This is a genomic window from Pseudomonas lurida (assembly GCF_013522705.1).
Taxonomy (GTDB): Bacteria; Pseudomonadota; Gammaproteobacteria; order Pseudomonadales; family Pseudomonadaceae; genus Aquipseudomonas; species Aquipseudomonas quebecensis.
The window spans coordinates 15197-35218 of the sequence record NZ_JAAMRE010000009.1 but is presented as its reverse complement, the minus strand read 5'-3'; the positions used below and the strand labels follow the sequence as shown (position 1 = coordinate 35218).

Sequence of the window (20022 nt, the reverse complement as noted above, 5' to 3'; positions counted from 1 at the left end):
TGATTGACAGATAAGACCTGATTACCATGGCTCTACTGCAGATCGCCGAACCCGGCCAAAGCCCTCAACCGCACCAGCGACGCCTGGCGGTGGGGATTGACCTGGGCACCACCAATTCCCTGGTTGCTGCCTTGCGCAGCGGCCTGTCCGAGCCGTTGCCCGATGCCGATGGCCAGGTGATCCTGCCGTCTGCCGTGCGTTACCACGCCGATCGCGTCGAGGTCGGCGAATCCGCCAAGCTCGCGGCCTCGGCCGACCCGCTCAATACCGTGCTGTCGGTCAAGCGCCTGATGGGCCGTGGTCTGTCCGATGTGAAACAATTGGGTGACCAACTGCCTTATCGGTTTGTTGGCGGTGAGTCCCATATGCCATTCATCGACACCGTCCAGGGGCCGAAAAGCCCGGTGGAAGTGTCGGCAGAAATCCTCAAGGTACTGCGCCAGCGCGCGGAAACAACCCTGGGCGGCGAGTTGGTCGGCGCGGTGATCACCGTGCCCGCGTACTTCGATGACGCGCAGCGTCAGGCCACCAAGGATGCGGCGAAGTTGGCCGGTCTCACTGTGCTGCGTTTGCTCAATGAGCCGACCGCGGCGGCCGTTGCCTATGGCCTGGACCAGCACGCCGAAGGCTTGGTCGCCATTTATGACCTGGGCGGCGGCACCTTTGATATCTCGATCCTGCGCCTGACCGGCGGTGTCTTCGAAGTGCTGGCCACCGGCGGCGACAGTGCCCTGGGCGGCGATGACTTCGATCACGCGATTGCGGGCTGGATCATCACCAGCGCTGGCTTGTCCGCCGATCTCGATCCAGGCGCGCAACGCAACCTGTTGCAAACGGCCTGTGCGGCAAAAGAAGCGTTGACTGACGCCGCATCCGTTGAAGTTTCCTACGGCGCCTGGTCGGCTCAACTGACTCGCGAGGCCTTCGATGCGCTGATCGAGCCGATGGTTGCCCGCAGCCTCAAGGCTTGCCGCCGCGCCGTACGTGATTCTGGTATCGAGCTCGAAGACGTGGGCGCAGTGGTGATGGTTGGCGGCTCCACCCGCGTTCCACGGGTCCGTGACGCCGTAGCAGAGGCGTTTGGCCGCCAGCCACTGACCGAAATCGACCCGGACCAGGTGGTCGCCATCGGCGCCGCCATCCAGGCCGATACCCTGGCAGGCAACAAGCGCGATGGCGGCGAATTGCTGCTGCTTGACGTGATTCCGTTGTCGCTGGGCCTGGAAACGATGGGTGGGCTGATGGAAAAGGTGATTCCGCGCAACACCACCATCCCCGTCGCCCGCGCCCAGGATTTCACCACATACAAAGACGGCCAGACGGCCATGATGATTCACGTGCTCCAGGGCGAGCGCGAACTGATCAGCGACTGCCGCTCCCTGGCGCGCTTCGAATTGCGCGGCATTCCGGCGATGGTCGCCGGAGCTGCCAAGATTCGCGTGACCTTCCAGGTCGACGCCGATGGCCTGCTGAACGTGGCCGCGCGCGAACTGGGATCGGGCGTTGAAGCCAGTATCCAGGTCAAACCGTCCTACGGCCTCACCGACGGCGAAATCGCCAAGATGCTCAAGGATTCGTTCCAGCACGCCGGCGACGACAAGGTCGCCCGTGTGCTGCGCGAGCAGCAAGTGGATGCCCAGCGCCTGCTCGAAGCGGTGCAGGGGGCGCTGGACGCCGATGGCGAGCGCCTGCTGGACGCCGAAGAGCGCATGGTCATCGACCTGCAGATGCAGGAACTGGCCGAACTGATGAAGGGTAACGATGGTTATGCCATCGAGCAGCAGACCAAGCGTCTGTCGCAAGTCACCGATGCCTTTGCCGCCCGCCGTATGGATCAGACGGTCAAAGCCGCGCTGGCGGGCCGCAACCTGAATGAAATTGAGGAATAACTGATGCCGCAGGTCACTTTTCTACCGCACGCCGAGCATTGCCCGGACGGCATGGTCGTGGAGGCTGAGACCGGCAAGTCCCTTCTCGATGTCGCGCATGACAACCATATCGAGATCGAAAGTGCCTGTGGTGGCGTCAACGCGTGCACCACCTGCCACTGCATCATTCGTAAAGGTTTTGATAGCCTCAACGAGGCCGATGACCTGGAAGAAGACTATCTTGACAGGGCGTGGGGCCTTGAACCGACATCGCGCCTGAGCTGCCAGGCAAAAGTGGGAACTGAAGACCTCACCGTGGAAATCCCGAAATATTCGCTCAACCATGCGGCCGAAGCACCGCATTGATTCAAGGAAATGTCATGAGCCTGAAATGGGTTGATGTACAAGAAATCGCTATACAACTTGCTGAAGCTCACCCTGAGGTCAATCCTCTAACGGTCAACTTCGTCAAGTTGCGCAATTTGGTGTTGGAGCTGCCTGACTTTGACGACGTCCCGGACCGGGGCGGCGAAAAGGTTCTGGAGGCCATTCAAGGCCTGTGGATCGAAGAAGCAGACTGAGTCGCCTTTTTACGCAGTTAGGCAATACCCAATAACCCGCGTATAATTCGCGGGTTTAATTTTTCGTAAATTACCGTTTCTGGAGTTACACCATGGCTGTTCAACGTACTTTCTCCATCATCAAGCCTGACGCTGTTGCAAAAAACGTCATCGGCGAGATCACCACTCGTTTCGAAAAAGCCGGCCTGAAGGTTGTAGCCTCCAAGCTCAAGCAACTGTCCAAGGCTGAAGCTGAAGGCTTCTACGCTGAACACAAAGAGCGTGGTTTCTTCGGCGACCTGGTTGCTTTCATGATCTCCGGTCCAGTGGTCGTCCAGGTTCTGGAAGGCGAAAACGCTATCGCTCTGAACCGTGAGCTGATGGGCGCTACCAACCCTAAAGAAGCTGCTGCCGGTACCATCCGCGCCGATTTCGCTGAATCCATCGACGCCAACGCCGTACACGGTTCGGACTCCGAAGCCGCTGCTGCTCGCGAAATCTCGTACTTCTTCGCCGCTACCGAAGTAACCACTCGCTAAGCATCGGCTTAAGAGTGAAGGTGAATCCATGACTACATCGACTGTAAAAACCAACCTGCTGGGTCTGACTCAACAGGAAATGGAAAAATTCTTCGACTCAATCGGGGAGAAGCGTTTCCGTGCCGGTCAGGTAATGAAGTGGATTCACCACTTTGGCGTCGACGATTTCGACGCCATGACGAACGTCAGCAAAGCCTTGCGCGACAAGCTCAAGGCCATTGCCGAGGTGCGTGGTCCCGAAGTTGTCAGCGAGGACATTTCCAGCGACGGCACCCGTAAGTGGGTGGTGCGCGTGGCGTCCGGCAGCTGCGTCGAGACCGTTTATATCCCCCAGGGCAAGCGCGGCACACTGTGCGTTTCGTCCCAGGCAGGCTGTGCCCTGGATTGCAGTTTCTGCTCCACCGGCAAGCAAGGTTTCAATAGCAACCTCACCGCCGCCGAAGTGATCGGACAGGTGTGGATTGCCAACAAATCCTTTGGCAGCGTCCCGGCGACTGTCGACCGTGCCATCACCAACGTGGTGATGATGGGCATGGGCGAGCCGCTGCTGAACTTCGACAACGTCGTCTCGGCCATGCATTTGATGATGGACGACCTGGGCTACGGCATCTCCAAGCGCCGTGTGACCCTCTCGACCTCCGGCGTGGTGCCGATGATCGATGAGCTGTCCAAGCACATCGACGTCTCCCTGGCGTTGTCGCTGCACGCACCTAATGACGCATTGCGTAACCAATTGGTGCCGATCAACAAGAAGTATCCGCTTAAGATGCTGCTCGAATCCTGTCAGCGCTACATGTCGTCCCTGGGCGAAAAGCGCGTGCTGACCATCGAGTACACCTTGCTCAAGGACATCAACGACAAGGTCGAACACGCCGTCGAGATGATCGAGCTGCTTAAGAACATCCCGTGCAAGATCAACCTGATTCCGTTCAACCCGTTTCCCCATTCTGGCTACGAGCGGCCGAGCAACAACGCCATCCGTCGTTTCCAGGATCAACTGCACCAGGCCGGCTTCAATGTCACCGTACGCACCACCCGTGGTGAAGACATCGACGCCGCCTGTGGCCAATTGGTAGGACAGGTGCTGGATCGCACCCGACGCAGCGAACGTTATATCGCGGTACGCGAGCTGAGCGCCGCCGACGATATGCCGCAAAGCGCTGTGAATCGAACCTGAGAGAGGATCTCTATGCCCTTGCGCCTTGCGCTGCTTCTGTTGATTTTCGGTCTTGCGGCCGGGTGTGTTTCATCGGGCCATGACAGCCCGTTGCAAACCGGCAAGGGCCGTGATGAAGCGCGAGTCGCTTATGTACAGCTGGGGTTGGGCTACTTGCGCCAGGGCATGAGCGAGCAAGCCAAGGTGCCGTTGAGAAGGGCCTTGGAGCTGGACGACAACGATGCCGACGCCAACGCCGCGCTCGCACTGGTGTTTCAGGCCCAGGCCGAGCTGGAACTGGCCGACGGGTATTTCCACAAGGCATTGGCTGCTCGTCCTGCCGACCCGCGGCTACTGAACAACTACGGCAGCTTCCTGTTCGAGCAGAAACGCTATGAGCAAGCTGCGCGTTATTTTCAGCAAGCGAGTGCCGATACCCTCTATCCTGAACGTTCGCGGGTGTTCGAAAACCTTGGAGTCGCCTCGATGCGCCTCGGCCAGCGTGAAAACGCTCGCCAGCACCTGGAAAAAGCCCTGCATTTGAACGCTCTTCAGCCCCGTGCCTTGCTTGAAATGGCTGAGTTGTCTTACGAAGACAGGCATTATGTGCCGGCGCGTGACTATTACGAGCGTTTTAGCCTGCTCAGCGGGCAAAATGCACGTAGTCTATTGCTCGGCGTGCGCCTGGCGACGGTTCATGAAGAACGCGACACGGCCGCACGATTTGGCCAGCAACTCGAACGACTCTATCCCGGTACCCCGGAATATCAGCAATACCTGTCGGAGCAATGATGAAAGCGGCGCACCCGGAAGTTGTAGCAGCTAATCGCGTAAACCCAGGCGAGACCTTGCGTCAGGCCCGCGAAAGCAATGGTTGGTCGCTGGCGGAAGTGGCCCTCAAGCTCAATTTGACCACAACGTCCCTGGCCAACCTGGAAGCCGGCGCGTTCGATAAGCTGCCAGGGCACACCTTTGCCCGTGGCTATATCCGCGCTTATGCCAAATTGCTGGGCATCGACCAGGCCGTGCTGGTCCAGGAATTCGATCAGTTTACCGGTACCGACTCTCAGGGCAGCAGCGTGCATGGCCTGGGGCGAATCGAAGAGCCGGTGCGCGTTTCCCACACTATTTTGCGAATTGTCAGCCTGTTGCTGCTGATCGCCGTTATCGGCGGTGGTTTTGTCTGGTGGCAGGACCAAACGTCCCAGCGCACCAAGGACATGACCAGTAATGCCATGGAGCACGTCGAAGTCGAAAGCGCCGACGGCACCACCCAGATTCATCCGTTGGACGAGCCGGAAGACCAGGCCGTTGTAGAAGGGCAGGGCGTCGCTGAGGCGCCGCCGGCCACTGAGCAACCCGCGCCGCAAACCACCCCGGCCCCTGCTGCAAACGCCCCGGCGCCCGCGCCGGCGAACTCCGCGACGCCGGCTGCTCCGACGGTACAGGCCCATGTTCCCGCTGCTCCGGTACAGGCCCCGGCAACGACCGCGCCCGTCGCTCCTGCAGCCCCGGCGATTTCACCGCCCACCACGCCTGCGCTGATTGCCGGTGACGGGCGAGTACAGATCACCTTCATCGCTGATTGCTGGACGCAGATCACCGATGGCAATGGCAAAGTGCTGTTTAGCGGTCTCAAGCGTAAGGGAGATACGCTTGACCAGGGCGGCAAGCCTCCTTTGACGCTGCGTCTGGGCTATGCCCGTGGCGCGCAAGTGGCCTACAACGGCCAGCCTGTGGACGTGGCGCCGTTCACCAGTGGCGAGACCGCTCGCCTCAAGTTGGGACAATAGTCATGCACGGCGAATCTCCAATCAAACGTCGCGTATCGCGCAAGATCTGGGTCGGCTCGGTGCCGGTGGGCGGCGATGCTCCCATCGCGGTGCAGAGCATGACCAACAGCGACACCAATGACGTGGCCGCCACGGTTGCCCAGATCAACCGCCTGGAAGCCGCCGGCGTTGACATCGTTCGCGTGTCGGTGCCGGACATGGACGCCGCCGAGGCGTTCGGCCGTATCAAGCAACTGGTCAAGGTGCCGTTGGTGGCCGACATCCACTTTGACTACCGCATTGCGTTGCGCGTCGCCGAATTGGGTGTGGATTGCCTGCGCATCAACCCAGGCAACATCGGCCGCGAAGACCGTGTGCGCGCGGTGGTGGATGCTGCGCGTGATCGTGGCATCCCGATCCGTATCGGCGTCAACGCCGGTTCCCTGGAAAAAGACCTGCAGAAGAAGTACGGCGAGCCCACCCCGGCGGCCCTGGTTGAATCGGCGCTGCGCCATGTCGAGCACCTGGAGCGCCTGAATTTCCAGGACTTCAAGGTCAGCGTAAAAGCCTCCGACGTGTTCATGGCGGTAGAAGCCTACCGTTTGCTGGCCAAGGAAATTGTACAGCCGCTGCACCTGGGTATCACCGAAGCGGGCGGTTTGCGCTCAGGCACAGTGAAATCTGCGGTGGGTCTCGGTATGCTGCTCGCCGAAGGGATTGGCGATACTATCCGCATCTCCCTGGCGGCAGACCCGGTAGAGGAAGTGAAGGTCGGCTACGACATTCTCAAGTCCCTGCATTTGCGTTCCCGTGGCATCAACTTCATCGCTTGCCCAAGTTGCTCGCGGCAGAATTTCGACGTGGTGAAAACCATGAACGATCTGGAAGGGCGTCTCGAAGACTTGCTGGTTCCGCTGGATGTGGCGGTGATCGGTTGTGTGGTCAACGGACCTGGCGAAGCCAAGGAAGCGCATATCGGCTTGACCGGTGGTACACCGAACCTGATTTACATCGACGGCAAGCCGTCGCAGAAGTTAACGAATGACAATCTGGTGGATGAGCTCGAAAGGCTGATTCGCCAGAAAGCGGCCGAGAAGGTCGCGGCTGACGCAGCGCTGATCGCGCGCGGCTAAGAACGAATTTAAGGATTTGATGTGAGCAAGTCTCTGCAAGCCATTCGTGGCATGAACGACATCCTGCCCGACCAGACGCCGCTGTGGCGCTACGTCGAAGGGACCGTCGCGCGCCTGCTGGATAACTACGGTTACAAGCAGATCCGCATGCCGATCGTGGAATTCACCGAGCTGTTCAAGCGCTCCATCGGTGAAGTCACCGACATCGTCGAAAAAGAAATGTACACCTTTGAAGACCGCAACGGTGACTCCCTGACCCTGCGTCCGGAAGGCACGGCCGCGTGCGTGCGCGCGGTGCTCGAACATGGTCTCACCGGTGGCGGCCAGCCGCAGAAACTGTGGTACATCGGCCCGATGTTCCGTCACGAGCGCCCGCAGAAAGGCCGTTATCGTCAGTTTCACCAGATCGGCCTTGAAGTGTTCAACCTCGATGGCCCCGACATCGACGCCGAGCTGATCGTGCTGACCTGGCGCCTGTGGGGCATGCTGGGAATTCGCGATGCGGTCAAGCTTGAACTCAACAGCCTGGGCACCAGCGAGTCCCGGGGCCGCTACCGCGAAGCCCTGGTCGAGTTCCTGTCGGCGCGCCTGGATCAGTTGGACGAAGACAGCCAGCGCCGCCTGAAAACCAACCCGCTGCGTGTGCTGGACACCAAAAACGCCGATACCCAGGCAGTTCTGGTCGATGCGCCGAAAATGGCCGATTACCTGGACGACGAATCCCGCACGCACTTCGAGGGGCTCAAGGCTCGCCTGGATGCGGCCGGTATTCCCTACGTGATCAACCCTAAGCTGGTACGCGGCCTGGACTACTACAGCAAGACCGTATTCGAATGGGTCACCGACAAGCTCGGTGCCCAGGGCACCGTGTGCGCCGGTGGACGTTACGATGGCCTGGTCGAGCAGATGGGCGGCAAGCCGACCACCGGCGTAGGTTTTGCCATGGGCATCGAGCGGCTGATCCTGACGCTGGAAACCCTGGAGCAGGTGCCGGAAGACATTTCGCGGCAGGTGGACGTGTACCTGTGCGCCTTCGGCGAGGCTGCCGAACTGGCGGCCCTGACCCTGAGCGAAAAGGTGCGCGATCAGTTGCCCAACCTGCGCCTGCAGATCAACGCCGGCGCCGGCAGCTTCAAGAGCCAGTTCAAGAAAGCCGACAAGAGCGGTGCGTTGTACGCATTGATTCTGGGCGACGAGGAACTGGCCCAGCAAGTGATAGGTTTCAAACCCCTGCGTGGTCAGGGTGAGCAACAGAACATTGCCTTTGATGCGCTCGCTGCGCACTTGGCCACCTGCGTCGTGCAGGGTTGAAGCTGTCGAACAGCCGAATTTAGCGATTAAAGGAGTATTGGGGTGTCGAGTACTGATGATGAGCAGTTGGCCGAGTTCAAGGACTGGTGGCAGCGTAATGGCAAGCCCCTGGTTACCGGCGGCCTGCTGGCTTTAGTGGTGGTGTTCGGCTGGCAAGCCTGGACCAAGTATCAGGCCAACCAGTCCCAAGGCGCCTCGATTCTCTATCAGCAATTGCTGGAAACCTCCCTGACGCCGGACGGCAAGCCTGATCAGGCTCGAGTCATCTACCTGGCCGGTAAGCTCAAGAGCGACTTCGGCGGTAGTACCTATGCCCAGTACGGCAGCCTGTTCGTCGCGAAGGTTGCGGTGGATGCCGGCAAGCTGGATGAGGCAGCCACCGAGCTGAAAGCCATCGTCGACAAGCCGACCAACCCGACCCTGGGTGAAATCGCACGTCAGCGCCTGGCTCAGGTGATGGCGGCACAGAACAAGCCTGACGATGCACTTAAACTGCTCGACGGCGATGCAGACAAGGCATTTGTAGCCACTCGCGAAGAGCTCAAGGGCGACCTGCTGGTCCAATTGGGTCGTACCGACGAAGCGAATGCTGCGTACCAGAAAGCCAAGGCGGCGCTGTCTGATGAAGCGGCGGTCGGTGGCTTACAAATCAAGCTCGACGACTTGGCCAAAGGGGATGCGTGACGTGATCCGTTGGAAACATGCAGCATTGCTGGCTCTGGCCGTTCTGGCCGCGGGTTGCAGCAGCAACAGTAAGAAAGAATTGCCTCCGGCCGAGCTGACCAGCTTCAAGGAAGAAGTGGTCCTGCAAAAGCAGTGGAGCCGCTCCATCGGTGACGGCCAGGGTGAAACCTACAACATGCTGGTGCCGGCCATCGACGGTGCAAACATCGTGGCCGCGGACGTCACCGGCGTGGTGATCTCCATGGATCGCATGAACGGCGACGTGAAGTGGAAGAAAGACCTCGAACTGCCGGTATCCGGTGCGGTCGGCGTGGGCTATGGCCTGGTGATGCTCGGCACGCTCAAGGGCGAAGTCGTGGCCCTGGATTCCAGTACCGGTGAAGAGAAATGGCGCGCTCGCGTGACCAGTGAAGTGCTCGCACCGCCTGCCACCAATGGTGACGTGGTGGTTGTACAGACCCAGGACGACCGTGTGATTGGCCTGGACGCCAGCACTGGCGAACAGCGTTGGTTGTACGACAGCACCCCGGCGGTGCTGACGCTGCGCGGTACCAGTGGTCCGATTGTGACCAACAATCTGGCCGTGGTAGGCCTGTCGACCGGTAAAGTGGTCGCCCTCGATACCCAGAATGGCGTACCGGCCTGGGAAACCCGTGTGGCGATTCCTCAAGGTCGTTCCGAGCTGGACCGCGTCGTGGACATCGATGGTGGCTTGCTGCTGTCGGGTGAAACACTCTATGTCGCCACTTATCAGGGCCGTGTCGCTGCGCTGGACCTGCAGAGCGGTCGTGTGAACTGGCAGCGTGATGCTTCCAGCTACGCCGGTGTTGCGCAAGGGTTTGGCAGCGTTTACGTCAGCCTGGCGTCGGGCACCGTTGAAAGTGTCGACGAGCGCACCACCACCGCACTTTGGAGCAATGACTCGCTGGCTCGCCGCCAGCTGTCGGCACCGGAAGTGTTCTCCAGCTACGTAGCGGTCGGCGACTTCGAAGGCTACCTGCACCTGCTGAGCCAGGTGGACGGTCGCTTTGTCGGTCGCGAGCGTATCGACAGCGACGGCCTGCGTGCGCGTCCGCTGGTGGTGGGTAACATGCTTTATGTGTATGGCAACAGCGGCAAGCTGGAAGCCCTGACCATCAAGTAAAGGTTTGACTATGCTTGGGGTTAACCCCAGGCGGCCCTGCTTCGGCAGGGCATGCGGCATATCAAATGCCGCCCCGAGCACCAGCCGCTGCCCTGCAGCGGCTTTTGTATTTTCTGAAATAACGAAGTGGAGAGCCGCATGGTTCCCGTAATCGCCCTGGTGGGCCGACCTAACGTCGGCAAGTCCACCTTGTTCAACCGCCTGACCAGGACTCGCGACGCCATTGTCGGCGACTTGTCCGGTCTGACCCGTGATCGCCAATACGGTGAGGCAAAGTGGCAAGGGCGCTCCTACATTATTGTCGACACCGGTGGTATCTCCGGTGACGAGCATGGCATGGACGAAAAAATGGCCGAGCAGTCGCTGCTGGCCATCGAAGAAGCCGATGTCGTGTTGTTCCTGGTGGATGCCCGTGCGGGCTACACCGCTGCCGACCAGATGATCGGCGAGCACCTGCGCAAGCGCAATAAACGCTCCTACTTGATCGCTAACAAGATCGACAACATCGATCCTGAGCAGGCTCGTGCCGAGTTCAGCCCTATGGGTCTGGGCGATGCGATCCCGATCGCCGGCGCCCACGGTCGCGGTATCACCCAGATGCTGGAAATCGCTCTGCGCGATTTCCCCAAGGATGATGTCGAGGAAGAGGACGGCGAAGAAGAGATTGTTGCAGAAGGCGAGGAAGCCAAGCGCATTCCTGGTCCGAGCGAAAAAGACGGTATCAAGATCGCCATCATCGGTCGCCCTAACGTCGGCAAGTCGACTCTGGTCAACAGGATGCTCGGCGAAGACCGCGTCATCGTCTACGACCAGCCCGGCACCACCCGCGACAGTATCTACATCCCGTTCGAGCGTAACGACGAGAAGTACACGCTGATCGACACCGCCGGTGTGCGCAAGCGCGGCAAGATCCACGAGGAAGTTGAAAAGTTCTCCGTGGTCAAGACCCTGCAGGCCATCAAGGACGCCAACGTGGTGATCTTTGTGATGGACGCCCGTGAAGGCGTGGTGGACCACGACCTCAACCTGCTGGGTTTTGCCCTGGAGGCCGGTCGTGCTCTGGTTATCGCAATCAACAAGTGGGACGGCATGACGCCCAGCGAGCGCGATTTCGTCAAGATCGAGCTGCAGCGTCGCCTGTTCTTCGTTGAGTTCGCGGATATTCACTTCATCTCGGCGTTGCACGGCACCGGCGTGGGTAACCTTTACGCCTCCGTCCAGAACTCGTTCAAGTCTGCGGTCACCCGCTGGCCGACCAACCGTCTGACCCAGATCCTGGAAGACGCGGTAGGCGAGCATGCGCCGCCGATGGTCAACAACCGCCGGATCAAGCTGCGTTATGCCCACTTGGGGGGTGCCAACCCGCCGATTATCGTGATCCACGGTAACCAGATCGAGAAGGTGCCCAAGTCGTACGTGCGTTACCTGGAGAACACCTACCGTCGGGTCTTGAAACTGGTTGGTACGCCGATTCGCATCGAGTTCAAGGGCGGTGAGAACCCATACGAAGGCAACAAGAACACACTGACTGACCGTCAGGTGAACAAGAAGCGTCGTTTGATGACTCACCACAAGAAAGCCGACAAAAAGCGCCGCGACAAGCGCTGATATCGACTTCGCAGAAAGGGCTCTTGATGAGCCCTTTTTTGTGCGCGTCGGTTTGTGCCTTGACCCCATGGGGTTCGCAGCTTAAAACTTGGGACTTATCCGCAGGGGCCTACGATGATCATCAGCAAACTGCCAACGGTCGGCACGACCATTTTCACCACCATGTCGCAACTCGCCGCCGAAACGGGCGCGCTCAACCTGTCCCAGGGTTTTCCCGATTTCAATGCGCCTCAAGGCCTGCTCGACGCCGTGGGCAGGCACGTGGGGGCCGGGCACAACCAATATTCTCCCATGACTGGCCTGCCAGCCCTGCGCCAGCAAGTGGTCGCCAAGATCGCCCGCAGCTATGGCGCCACGGTCGATCCTGACACTGAGGTCACCATCACCCCCGGGGCCACCGCGGCGATCTTCTGCGCGATTCAGGCGGTGATTCGCAACGGCGATGAAGTCATTGTGTTCGACCCGTGCTACGACAGCTACGTGCCCTCTGTGGAACTGGCCGGCGGCCGGTGCGTGCGGGTGCAATTGAACCTGCAGGGCTTTGCACTCGACTTTGAGCGGATCAAGGCCGCACTCTCGCCACGCACGCGCATGATCATCCTCAACACCCCGCATAACCCAACCGGTGCGCTGATCAGCCGCGCTGAGCTGGACCAATTGGCTGAATTAATCCGCGACCGCGATATCTACCTGCTCAGCGACGAAGTCTACGAGCATTTGGTATTCGATGGCGCGGCCCACGTCAGCGTGCTGGCTCACGAAGAGCTGTATGCGCGTGCCTTCGTGATCAGCTCATTCGGCAAGACCTACCACGTGACCGGCTGGAAAACCGGCTATGTGGTAGCGCCACCCGACCTCACGGCCGAGTTGCGCAAAGTGCATCAGTACGTCAATTTTTGCTGCGTGACGCCGTTGCAGTTCGCGCTGGCCGACTTTATGGCCGATCATCCAGAGCATGTCGACGAATTGCCGGGGTTCTATCAGGCCAAGCGCGACCTGTTCTGCGATCTGCTGGCACCGTCGCGTTTCACCTTTACCCGGGTAGCCGGAACCTACTTCCAGCTGGTGGATTACTCCCGGATACGCCCCGACCTGGACGACGTCGCCATGTCCCTGTGGATGACCCGCGAGCATGGCGTGGCGAGCATACCTATCTCGGTGTTCTACCAGAACCCGCCCAAAGAGCAGCGCCTGGTGCGCCTGTGCTTTGCCAAACGCGAGGAGACGCTGCGCCATGCAGCTGAAAAACTATGCGTGATCTGACCGCACTGCCCGATCTGAATATCGCTCTGGTCCAGACCACCTTGGCCTGGCACGACCGCCAGGCCAACCTTGAGCATTTCGAGCCGCTCCTGGCGCAGGCCGGCAGCGCCGATCTGATCGTACTGCCGGAGATGTTCACCACTGGTTTTTCCATGGATTCGCACGCCCTCGCCGAGCCGGAAAACGGCCCCACTCAGCGCTGGTTGCAAGCCCAGGCGGCGAAACACAACGCGGTGATTACCGGCAGCGTGATTATCCAGGCGGCTGACGGCAGCCATCGTAACCGCCTGCTGTGGGTGCGGCCGGATGGTGAAGTGCTGCACTACGATAAGCGTCATCTGTTCCGTATGGCCGGTGAGCACAATCACTACACGCCCGGCGAGCGCCAGGTGCAGTTCGAGTTGAAGGGCTGGCGTATTCGCCCATTGATTTGCTACGACTTGCGCTTCCCGGTGTGGAGCCGCGACGCCCAGGACACTGACTTGCTGCTGTACACCGCCAATTGGCCGGGAGCGCGGCGTCAGCACTGGAATCGATTATTGCCGGCGCGGGCCATCGAAAACCTGTGTTACGTGGCGGCGGTGAATCGAGTGGGTACCGACGGCAAAGGCTTCGCCTACACCGGCGATAGCCAGGTATTGGACTTCCAGGGCGAGACTCTGCTCAGTGCGGGAGAGGCTGACGGGGTGTTTGAGGTGAAGCTGGATGCGGCGGAGTTGGCCGCATATCGCACCCGGTTTCCGGCGAACCTGGATGCCGATAGTTTTCAGTTCGTCTGACGGACCGCTATCGGGGGCAAGCCCCCTCCCACAGGTTGAGCTGTGAACCGTTCAAAATGTGGAAGAGGGCTTGCCCCTGATGAGTCCCCGGCAATCAACCCAAATTTGCTACTCAATAAAAAGGCCCCTGGATTCACACCCAGGGGCCTTCGGCACTCAGCGGCCATCGTTTACGCCGCTTTTGCTTCCTGCTGGCTCAACGAGCGGTTCAGCGCACTGAACAGCGCCTTGAAGCTGGCCGTGGTGATGTTCTCATCGATGCCCACGCCATGCACCGGGCGTTCGCCGTTCACACGCAGTTCGATGTAGGCCGCCGCCTTGGCGTTGGTGCCTGCGCCGATTGCATGTTCGTTGTAGTCCATGATTTCCACGCCAATCGGCAGACCAGCCACCAGGGCTTCCAGTGCGCCGTTGCCCTTGCCCTTCCAGTGCAGGTTGGTTTCGCCCTGGCCTTTGCCCGAGACTTCCACTTCGACAAAGCTGTTGCCGTTTTCTTCCTGCAGGCGATGGCTGACCAACGCATACGGCGTGTTGGCTTGCAGGTATTCACGTTGCAGCAAGGCGTAGATCTGCGGTGCGGTCATCTCCAGGCCCACGCGATCGGTTTCGGCCTGTACCACCTGGCTGAACTCGATCTGCATGCGGCGCGGCAGGCTGATGTCGTATTCCTGCTCCAGCAGGTAAGCAATGCCGCCTTTGCCCGACTGGCTGTTTACGCGAATCACCGCCTCGTAGCTGCGGCCGATGTCGGCCGGGTCAATCGGCAAATACGGCACTTCCCACAGGGCGTCGTCTTTCTGCTGGGCGAAGCCCTTGCGGATTGCGTCCTGGTGAGAGCCGGAGAACGCGGTGTGCACCAGATCGCCAACGTACGGGTGGCGTGGATGTACCTGGATCTGATTGCACTCCTCAACGACTTTGCGCACGCCGTCGATGTCGGAGAAGTCCAGTTGCGGATCGAGTCCCTGGGTGTACATGTTCAAGGCCACCGTGACCAGGTCGACGTTACCGGTCCGCTCGCCGTTGCCGAACAGGCAGCCTTCGACACGATCCGCGCCAGCCATCAGGCCCAGCTCGGTAGCCGCCACGCCGGTGCCACGGTCGTTGTGGGTGTGCAGGCTGATGATCACGCTGTCGCGACGATTGATATGGCGACCGAACCACTCGATCTGGTCGGCATAGATGTTCGGCGTGGCGCATTCCACGGTGGCCGGCAGGTTGAGGATCACCTTGTGCTCCGGCGTCGGGTTCCACACCTCGATCACGGCATCGCAGACTTCCTTGGCAAACTCCAATTCGGTGGCGCTGAACGTCTCGGGGGAATACTCGAACGTCCACTGGGTTTCCGGCTGCTGGGCGGCGTATTTGACGAACAGCTTGGCGGCATTGACCGCAATCGCCTTGACTCCGTCCTTGTCCTGGTTGAACACGATGCGGCGGAACGACGGCGAGGTGGCGTTGTACAAATGCACGATGGCTTTCTTGGCCCCGCGCAGGGATTCGAAGGTGCGCGCGATCAAGTCTTCACGGCCCTGGGTCAGCACCTGGATGGTGGTGTCCTCGGGGATATGGTTGTCTTCGATCAGGGTGCGCACGAAATCGAAGTCGGTCTGCGAAGCGGCCGGGAACGATGCCTCGATTTCCTTGACGCCCACGGCGACCAGCGTCTTCCAGAAGCGCAGCTTTTTCACTGCATCCATCGGTTCGATCAGCGACTGGTTGCCATCACGCAGATCGGAACTGCACCAGATCGGCGCGGCAGTGATGGTTTTCGACGGCCAGGTGCGGTCCGGGAGATCGATGGTCGGGAACGCGCGGTATTTCGAAGACGGGTCTTTGAGCATGCTCATCGGGGAATCCTTTGTGTCGGGGCCGAAAAGAGGCGGCCTGCCGTGGAACTGTTATTGGAGATAAAGCACAAGACGAGGCAGATCGATTCAGCCTGGCAGTCGTGCGCTGACAAGGCACAGGCTGCGGTGCTGGCGGAGCTGGATGAGGGTGTGAGAGGTTTTCATAGGCTCAACCCTAACCGTCGAGGTGAATGATGGCAAGCAGTCGAAAAAAATTGATAGAAGTTCTTCGATTGAGGATGAATACAAGATTTTATGGTTGTAATAATTGAATGATCTGGTTTTTATTGCGCGCCGATTATCATGCGCGCAATCGATGCCCTCAAGGCTGGAACGCGCCGATAAAGATCGCCGGGTCCACCCGCGCGTCGTTCAGGCTGACGTTCCAGTGCATGTGAGGCCCGGTCGCGCGGCCGGTTGATCCGACTTTGCCCACCACCGCACCTCGCACCAGTTGCTGGCCGACCTTCACGTCCACCGCCGACATGTGGCAGAACATGCTGATAAAACCTTGGCCGTGATCGACGAACACCGTATTGCCATTGAAGAAGTAATTGCCCACCAGGATCACCTTGCCATTGGCCGGTGTCTTGATCGGCGTACCGGCGGGCACCGCGAAGTCCAGGCCCGAATGCGGGTTGCGCTCCTCGCCGTTGAAAAAGCGGCGCACGCCGAACTTACTCGACAATGGACCGTTGACCGGCTTGTCCAGTATCAAATTGCTCGGCAGGTTCGGGCTGAAGCTGCGGTAAGCCTTGATCTGCACCGCAAGCTCGGCTTCGATCCGCTTGAGCTGCGCCGGAGCAGGGTTGACCTGGCTTTTGTTTTTCAAGGTGATGCGCTGTTCCGGGTACTTTTTATAGCCGACGATAAACGGCAGGCTGCGTCCGCCGCTGCTGATGCGCTCGTTGCCGGGCTTGACCGTCAGCGGGATGCCGACAATCGCCAGCCAGCTGTCCTGTTCCTTGATCACCAGCACCGGCTTGCCTTGATACGTGGCTTTGGGCGCCGCCGCCGAAGGGCCCAGTTCGACCACCGCGACGCCCCCCGGCACCGGCTTGTTCAGGGTGCGGCTGATGTAACTGTCGGCGTGGGCGTTAAAGGCGAGGCACAGCAGCATCAACAGGCTAAAAAGACGTGGCATCGATCAATCCAATAGCGAAAGGGTAACGGGTGTCAGGTGGTTGTCTTCCACCCGCACTTGCAATTGGCCGTCACCGAGCCTGGCGGTGAGGCGTTGGCCGGTGTGGGTTTGCGCGGCGCTGCGAATGGCTTGGCCGCGCTCATCCAGGAGGATGCTGTAACCACGGCCCAGGGTGGCCAGCGGGCTGACCACCTGCAGCGTCTGCACCTGGCTTTGCAGCTGCAGGCGACGCGCCTTGAGGCCTTCGCGCATGGCGCGCGGCAAGCGTTCGGCGAGGCTGTCCAGGCGCTGGCGCAACAGGGCCAGTTGGCGCCCCGGATGCTGGCCGGCGAGGCGGGTTTCCAGGCGTATCAAGCGCTCGCGACGGGTGTTGAGGCTGCGCTCGAAAGCGCGGCGCAGGCGCATGTCCAGATCGTCCAGGCGTTGGGCCTGCTGGCGCAGGCGTTCGCCGGGGTGACGCAGGCGGCGGGCCATCCCCTCGACACGCAAGCGGTCGTGCCGCAGGCGGTTGCGCATCAGCATCACCAGGCGCCGGTGCAGGTTTTCGACCTGGCGTACCAGATGGCTTGAATCCGGTGCCAGCAATTCGGCGGCAGCGGACGGTGTGGGCGCGCGTACGTCAGCCACGAAGTCGCTGATCGACACATCGGTCTCATGGCCGACGGCGCTGACAATCGGTGTCACACAGGCATCCACCGCGCGGGCCACGGCTTCTTCGTTAAAGCACCAGAGATCTTCCAGCGAACCGCCACCACGGGCCAGGATCAGTGCGTCGAAGCCGCGTGAATCGGCCAGCTTCAGCGCCCGCACAATCTGCGGGATCGCTTCGCGGCCCTGCACGGCGGTGGGGATCAACGTCAGTTGCACCTGCGGCGCTCGGCGGCGGAATACGCTGATGATGTCGCGGATCACCGCACCGGTGGGCGAGCTGATAATGCCGATGCGCTGCGGGTGCGCCGGCAGCGGCACTTTGCGCTCGGCGCTGAACAGGCCTTCGGCGCTGAGTTTTTCCTTCAGCGCGTCGAAAGCCAGGCGCAGCGCGCCGTCACCGGCGGGCTCCACGGTGTCGAGAATCAATTGGTAGTCGCCACGGCCTTCGAACAACGAGACCTTGCCACGCACCTTCACCGCCAGGCCGTCCTTCAATGCCTGGCGTACCCGTGCGGCGTTACTGCGAAACAACGCGCAACGCACCTGGGCGCCACTGTCCTTGAGGGTGAAATACACATGGCCGGAGGCCGGGCGGGCGAGGTTGGAGATCTCACCTTCGACCCAGATATTGGTGAACACATCTTCCAGCAACACCCGCGCGCGGCCGTTGAGCTGGCTGACTGTCAGGACTTCGCGGTCCAGGCCCAGGCGGGCAAACGGGTCTTTAATCATGGCAGGAGGTCTTTAATCATGGACGGCAGTTTATAGGCATTCGTGCAGCGTTTGGCAGAATTGCTCAACCAGCGCGCTCGGCGCCTGCTGGCAGGCCAGAGCCACGGTGCTGAGGCTGTCCGGCTCGGCCAGGGTTAAAAAGTGCAGGTTGGCGGGGGCAATGTCCTGCATGGATTTTGGTAACAGGGCAATACCGAACCCGGCCTGGATCAACTGCAACTGCGTGGTCTTGCGCGACATCACCCGAGCCGCCTTGGGGAAAAATCCTGCGCGCATGCACAGTTCGGCTGACAGATAACTCAGGCCACCGCGTTGCGGATGGGGGATTGAGATAAACGCCTCATCCCGCAACCGCGCCAGCTCAATGGGCGCATCACAGCCCGCCAGCGCATGGCCCGCCGGCACCGCCAGCATCAAGGGCTCGCTGTATAAAGGCGCTACGCGCACACCTTCGCGCTGGCGCAACACCGGCAAGCGCAGCAGGCCAATGTCCAGGCGACCGTCGGCGATCTCTGCCAATTGCGCCTCGGAGGACATCTTGACGATATCCACCGACGCCCCAGGGCAGCGTTCCAGCCAGGTACTGATGCCGCGCAGCAGCGCTCCGCTCATCGGCACGGTGCTCGAGTGGCTCAGACGCAGTGTGCCGACCTGGCCGTTGCCGATCTGGGTCGCCACTTCACCGGCCTTGTGCAGTTCGCTCAGCAAGTTGCGCGCTCGCGGATAGAAGGCCGCGCCCGCTGCCGTCAGCTTTGGCTGGCGCGCCGTGCGCTCGAACAGCGGCGTCTGCAGTTGGGTCTCGAGCGCCTTGATCTGTCGGCTCAAGGCCGACTGCGCGACGAACAGGCGTTCGGCCGCGGCACTGAAGCTGCCGCTGTCGGCGATTTCAACGAAGTAGCGCAATTGGCGAGTGGAAATCACACGTCATGCCTTTTTGAGATGACTGAAAGGTTTTGAAGATATTAGTCGCAACGCTCGTCGATGGCTAAAGTGAACGCCATCTCTTGCAAGGAATCTCCCATGGGCCCGGTCGAGCTGATGAGTCAGTGGTCGTTCAGCGGTTTGGAGTGGTTGGTCATCGGCCTGGGCGTGGCGGTTGCCTATATCGTGTTCGGCATCGCCGGCTTTGGCACGGCGCTGGTAGCCGGGCCGGTACTGATTGTGTTCATGCCGCTGTCGAAGATCATCCCGCTGTTGGTGCTGCTGGACTTTGTCGCGGCGTTTGGCGGTTTGCTGCAAACCCGACGCGATGTGAGCAAGCCTGAGTTACTGCGCCTGCTGCCGTGCATGGCCATCGGGTGCACACTGGGCGTGGTGTTTTTGCTCAATCTGCATTCCGACCTGCTTTTACTGTTGATGGGGGTGTTTATCAGCGCTTACGCCCTCTACAGCCTGGCGATCAAGGCGCGCCCGACACAGTTGGCGACGGGCTGGTCGATCCCGATGGGCACGGTCGGCGGGCTGTTCGGTGCGCTGTTTGGCAGCGGCGGTTTTTTGTATGCGATCTATCTCAACAGTCGTTTGCCCAAGGACGCGGCGCGCGCCACCCAGAGCGCGTTGATCAGTTGCAGCACTGTGGTGCGCCTGAGCCTGTTCCTGGTGGCCGGGGTGTATGCGGACTTACCGTTGTTGCTATTGGCGGTGTGCTTGTTACCGGCGATGGCATTGGGGTTGTGGACGGGGCGCAGACTGACGATGCGTCTGTCACGGGAAGCGTTCGTGCGGTTGGTGACGTGGCTGGTGCTGGCCAGCGGCATTGCGTTGATTGGTCGGTATTTGAGTACTTGACCTGATTTCTTCAGGGATTAAGCTGCCGTCCTCCCGGGCG

General features: G+C 60.5%; 19 protein-coding genes. 15 read left to right on the top strand and 4 right to left on the bottom strand.

Annotated elements, in window-relative coordinates; all coding sequences use genetic code 11:
- Positions 1 to 26 precede the first annotated feature (26 nt).
- From hscA to G7025_RS10050, 14 genes are all read left to right on the top strand, one after another.
- A complete protein-coding gene (gene hscA, locus G7025_RS10115; RefSeq protein WP_181078664.1) occupies positions 27 to 1889 on the top strand; it encodes a Fe-S protein assembly chaperone HscA in 1863 nt (620 codons plus the stop codon).
- A 3-nt stretch (positions 1890 to 1892) separates the two neighbouring features.
- A complete protein-coding gene (fdx, locus tag G7025_RS10110; protein WP_005791182.1) occupies positions 1893 to 2234 on the top strand; it encodes an ISC system 2Fe-2S type ferredoxin in 342 nt (113 codons plus the stop codon).
- Positions 2235 to 2248: 14 nt separating this feature from the next.
- Positions 2249 to 2449, top strand: a complete 201-nt coding sequence (iscX, locus tag G7025_RS10105; RefSeq protein WP_034100428.1) for a Fe-S cluster assembly protein IscX — start codon at positions 2249 to 2251, stop codon at positions 2447 to 2449.
- Between the two features lie 92 nt (positions 2450 to 2541).
- Entirely contained in the window at positions 2542 to 2967 is a 426-nt protein-coding gene (gene ndk / locus G7025_RS10100; RefSeq protein WP_034100426.1) for a nucleoside-diphosphate kinase, read from the top strand.
- Between the two features lie 28 nt (positions 2968 to 2995).
- Positions 2996 to 4144, top strand: coding sequence for a 23S rRNA (adenine(2503)-C(2))-methyltransferase RlmN (gene rlmN / locus G7025_RS10095; protein ID WP_034100424.1), 1149 nt, complete (start codon positions 2996 to 2998; stop codon positions 4142 to 4144).
- A 12-nt stretch (positions 4145 to 4156) separates the two neighbouring features.
- A complete protein-coding gene (pilW, locus tag G7025_RS10090) occupies positions 4157 to 4915 on the top strand; it encodes a type IV pilus biogenesis/stability protein PilW (protein WP_181078662.1) in 759 nt (252 codons plus the stop codon).
- Positions 4915 to 5916 carry a RodZ domain-containing protein gene (locus G7025_RS10085; protein WP_181078661.1) on the top strand — a complete coding sequence of 334 codons (1002 nt, stop codon included), beginning with the start codon at positions 4915 to 4917 and terminating at the stop codon, positions 5914 to 5916. The genes pilW and G7025_RS10085 overlap by 1 nt, the downstream gene beginning before the upstream one ends.
- A 2-nt stretch (positions 5917 to 5918) precedes the next feature.
- Positions 5919 to 7028 carry a flavodoxin-dependent (E)-4-hydroxy-3-methylbut-2-enyl-diphosphate synthase gene (ispG, locus tag G7025_RS10080; RefSeq protein ID WP_181078659.1) on the top strand — a complete coding sequence of 370 codons (1110 nt, stop codon included), beginning with the start codon at positions 5919 to 5921 and terminating at the stop codon, positions 7026 to 7028.
- Between the two features lie 21 nt (positions 7029 to 7049).
- Positions 7050 to 8339, top strand: coding sequence for a histidine--tRNA ligase (hisS, locus tag G7025_RS10075; protein ID WP_181078657.1), 1290 nt, complete (start codon positions 7050 to 7052; stop codon positions 8337 to 8339).
- Positions 8340 to 8381: 42 nt separating this feature from the next.
- On the top strand, positions 8382 to 9023 hold the full coding sequence (locus G7025_RS10070; protein WP_181078655.1) for a YfgM family protein: 642 nt from the start codon (positions 8382 to 8384) through the stop codon (positions 9021 to 9023).
- Positions 9016 to 10167 (top strand): outer membrane protein assembly factor BamB, encoded by a 1152-nt coding sequence (gene bamB / locus G7025_RS10065; protein ID WP_181078653.1) that lies wholly within the window; start codon positions 9016 to 9018, stop codon positions 10165 to 10167. The genes G7025_RS10070 and bamB overlap by 8 nt, the downstream gene beginning before the upstream one ends.
- A 138-nt stretch (positions 10168 to 10305) precedes the next feature.
- Positions 10306 to 11775, top strand: coding sequence for a ribosome biogenesis GTPase Der (der, locus tag G7025_RS10060; protein WP_181078651.1), 1470 nt, complete (start codon positions 10306 to 10308; stop codon positions 11773 to 11775).
- Between the two features lie 114 nt (positions 11776 to 11889).
- Positions 11890 to 13038 carry a pyridoxal phosphate-dependent aminotransferase gene (locus G7025_RS10055; protein ID WP_181078649.1) on the top strand — a complete coding sequence of 383 codons (1149 nt, stop codon included), beginning with the start codon at positions 11890 to 11892 and terminating at the stop codon, positions 13036 to 13038.
- Positions 13026 to 13817: an amidohydrolase gene (locus G7025_RS10050; protein WP_181078647.1), complete on the top strand. Its 792-nt coding sequence runs from the start codon at positions 13026 to 13028 to the stop codon at positions 13815 to 13817. Before G7025_RS10055 ends, G7025_RS10050 begins: the two co-directional genes overlap by 13 nt.
- 170 nt (positions 13818 to 13987) lie before the next feature.
- On the opposite strand, the gene leuA is transcribed toward G7025_RS10050, so the two are convergent.
- The 4 genes from leuA to G7025_RS10030 all read right to left on the bottom strand — a co-directional run bounded on the left by leuA (position 13988) and on the right by G7025_RS10030 (position 19115).
- The gene (leuA, locus tag G7025_RS10045) at positions 13988 to 15667 is read right to left on the bottom strand and encodes a 2-isopropylmalate synthase (RefSeq protein ID WP_181078646.1); all 1680 of its coding nucleotides are present in this window, start codon (positions 15665 to 15667) and stop codon (positions 13988 to 13990) included.
- Between the two features lie 322 nt (positions 15668 to 15989).
- Positions 15990 to 16811, bottom strand: coding sequence for a peptidoglycan DD-metalloendopeptidase family protein (locus tag G7025_RS10040; RefSeq protein WP_181078644.1), 822 nt, complete (start codon positions 16809 to 16811; stop codon positions 15990 to 15992).
- A gap of 3 nt (positions 16812 to 16814) precedes the next feature.
- A complete protein-coding gene (gene xseA / locus G7025_RS10035; RefSeq protein ID WP_181078642.1) occupies positions 16815 to 18194 on the bottom strand; it encodes an exodeoxyribonuclease VII large subunit in 1380 nt (459 codons plus the stop codon).
- A gap of 30 nt (positions 18195 to 18224) precedes the next feature.
- Entirely contained in the window at positions 18225 to 19115 is an 891-nt protein-coding gene (locus G7025_RS10030; RefSeq protein ID WP_181078640.1) for a LysR family transcriptional regulator, read from the bottom strand.
- Positions 19116 to 19214: 99 nt separating this feature from the next.
- On the opposite strand from G7025_RS10030, the gene G7025_RS10025 reads away from it, so the two are divergent.
- The gene (locus tag G7025_RS10025; RefSeq protein WP_181078638.1) at positions 19215 to 19982 is read left to right on the top strand and encodes a sulfite exporter TauE/SafE family protein; all 768 of its coding nucleotides are present in this window, start codon (positions 19215 to 19217) and stop codon (positions 19980 to 19982) included.
- Positions 19983 to 20022 lie beyond the last annotated feature (40 nt).